Source organism: Lysinibacillus sp. GbtcB16, assembly GCF_019091145.1.
In the GTDB taxonomy this organism is placed as follows: domain Bacteria; phylum Bacillota; class Bacilli; order Bacillales_A; family Planococcaceae; genus Lysinibacillus; species Lysinibacillus fusiformis.
Genome location: NZ_JAGXJV010000035.1, coordinates 1 through 3,098, shown reverse-complemented (window position 1 = coordinate 3,098; position 3,098 = coordinate 1). Strand labels below are relative to the sequence as shown.

At 28.8% G+C, this 3,098-nt stretch carries 2 protein-coding genes; both read left to right on the top strand.

What is annotated here, in order from left to right; all coding sequences use genetic code 11:
- Window positions 1-273: 273 nt before the first annotated feature.
- Window positions 274-2,298, top strand: a complete 2,025-nt coding sequence (locus KVT27_RS22945; protein ID WP_098561297.1) for a DEAD/DEAH box helicase — start codon at window positions 274-276, stop codon at window positions 2,296-2,298.
- A 2-nt stretch (window positions 2,299-2,300) separates the two neighbouring features.
- Window positions 2,301-2,993 (top strand): DUF2290 domain-containing protein, encoded by a 693-nt coding sequence (locus tag KVT27_RS22940; RefSeq protein ID WP_176539392.1) that lies wholly within the window; start codon window positions 2,301-2,303, stop codon window positions 2,991-2,993.
- Window positions 2,994-3,098 lie beyond the last annotated feature (105 nt).

Here is a 3,098-nt window from a genome sequence, read left to right as displayed (position 1 = left end):
AATTTCTTGGGAGGGCTTTTTATTTTAAGGCTCTGTTAAAAAAGATTGTTAATTTTCTTATTTAACTAATGGCAGGTATATTATAATTAATTAAGAAGTTTATCTAACTACAGCATGTTTAACCTGAAGGAAATACTGAATGAATTTAAAAAAATACTAAGCAGACTTGGATGGTATTTTTCGCTCAGTAGGTGGAAGAGTCAAAAGTTGTGTTATTTTAAAAGGGCATAATAATGAAAAAAAATAAAAAACTGCGTTTTAGAGGTGATCTTAATGGATTTAAATGAAAATTCCCAGAAATTTGGAAGTTTCGATGATTTAGGCAAGACAACTAAAGAAAAAATCGAAATTTTAATGGGGAAAATGGATGGTAGAAAATACACTTATAGTATTTATTATGGTTATCCAATTATTGATGAAAAAAATAAAAAAGATTTTGTTAAGGGGATAATTATAAATGAAAAGGGCGTTATAGTCCTTTATGAAAATCAGGAAGAGATAAATATATATAAAACACGAATTTTTCAATTGATTTCACAGGATGCTTCTTTATTTGGAAGTTTGATGCAAATACCAGACTTTATATTGGAATGTAATTTAAATGATTTAGATGAAACGTTGAGCTACTTTGAAGAAGCTTCAAATAAATTTAATTCAGAGATAATTTTGAAATTGAATAGAGCTATTCAAATGGCATATGGTTTAACTAACGAAGATGAACGAGATTTAAAGAATCCTGAAAGTTTAGGTGCTAAGATTAAAGAAAGAAATACATTCATTGGGATGTATGATGAAAAGCAATTTAATATGATTCATTCTCATGAAGATCAGAATATTCGGGTGCGTGGTTTAGCAGGTAGTGGTAAAACTATATTAATGGTTAAGAAAATGGCTTATCTGCATTATAAAGATCGAGATAGAAAGATAGCATTTGTTTTTTATACAGTTTCTCTTAGACAAACCATATTGAGAATGTTTAAACAGTATTATAAAGATTACGACAGATATGGTGAACCAGATTTTAGTAAAATTGATATTTTCCATAGTTGGGGTGGAGTATATAAAAAAGGATTCTATTCTGAAATAGCCCAATATTCTAATCGACCAACTTTATCTCTAGGAGATGCCAATGGAAAAAAAGCCTTTAAGGAAGATCCATTTGAATTTGTGTGTAGAGATATTATTGAAAATGTGAGCGATCAAAATTTAGGTTTATATGACTATGTGTTTATAGATGAAGCACAAGATTTTAAAATCAATTTCTTTAAGATGGCAAGAAAAAGTTTAAAAAAAGATGGTAAGTTAATCTATGCATATGATGAATTACAATCGTTAAATGAAGACAATTCTATTCCATCAAAGTCTGAAATATTTGGTAATGACGAGTGCATAGATATTAATTTGAAAACTAGTTATAGAGCGCCTGTTCAAATTCTTACAGTAGCACATGCATTGGGGTTAGGTATGCATCGGAAAGTCAACGATAAAGAATTATCCTTTGTAAATATGATTAAGGATAAATCAGTTTGGACTGACGTTGGTTATTATGTCGTAAATGGTAAATTAGAATATGGAGAATATGTTGAACTTGAACGTAACGAAGAAAAAGTTCAAGATAATCAAATTGTAAATACTGAAGTATGTAAAACTGCAACAGAACAATATCAAAAGTTATCTGAAAAAATAATACATCTAATTAAACACGAAGATGTATTACCAGAAGATATATTGATAATTGATTTAGAAACTAGACAAGTTAATGACAATCATGCAACTTTTAGGACTGTTTTTAATAATTTAGCTCGGAGTGAGAATTTTGTTAAGGATGATAAGATTGCAGCGTCGATAAATTTGATAAATAAAGATAACCCTAATGTCATTAAAATTAAAGATGCGATACCTTACACTACAATTTTTAGGGCTAAAGGTAATGAAGCAAATATTGTATTTATTGTTAATACTGACTCTTTGCAAATGATTCAAAGTGTTACTAGGAATAAAATTTTCACAGCTATGACGAGAGCTAGGTATGCAGTATGGCTGATGGGGACAGAAGATATAAATGCGTATATGGAAGAAATTAAAATTGTTGAAAATGATAATTATATACTGAAATTTAATTATCCATCTGAACAGGAGTTAGAAGAGATTAAAACATACGGAGAAATAGATAGTAAAAACCAAGTTAAATTAGAGAATGCTGAAAAGTCTTTTGAAGAACTTATAAATTCCAATCCAGACTTAGCAAAATATTTATTTAAACAAATGCAGTCAAAACTTGATGGTTTAGGTGAATAATGGTGGCTAAGACTAAAGAATTAGTTATTAATTCAGAAAAAGAGTTGGTTATAAATCAGCTGACCAGTTTGTACTTGGTTCAAGAAAACATACCTACTATAAACAACATTGGAATTCATGAAATCAAAGAAAATTCTGTAGGAAGAAGAACGCCTAAATTTACCATTAGAACCTATGTTGAAGTCTATAGAGATATGCTTTTAAATGAGAAGTATAATTTGTTACTAAATGACGATTCTATAATTGATTTTTATTACGAATTCGATAATGAAGGGAATATAGTAGGGCATAGTTTATCATTCATTCCAGGGCTAGATGCAGAAATAAGTTTAAGAGATGATATTTATACTATTGAAGATCAATTCATGGTTTCAATAACAGCTGCAAACTATATAAGGATTGATTATGATTTGAAAGGTAAAAAGAACATTGTACACACGGATGTTCATATGCACTATGGTATATTTGAAAGAGGAGAAAAAGGCGAGGGTGTGCTTTCAGAGCTTAGAATACCAATAGAAGGCGTTTTATTTCCTTATGAGTTTATATATATTATTCTTAAATATGTATATGAAGTAAAAGATGATTACCTTCAATTCTTGCTAGAGTTTAAGTACAGTAGAAAACATTGCCTTGAAGAATGTGAATTTAATAAGCTGGTACTTTCTTTTGATAGAGACTCCTATCGCTATTAAATTCTTTCCTAATGAAATGTTATTCGATAAAACAGATGAAAAGTCCTAATTCAACTAATGTCAGCATTAGTTGAATTAAAATAAAAATAAAGAATAATTATATTT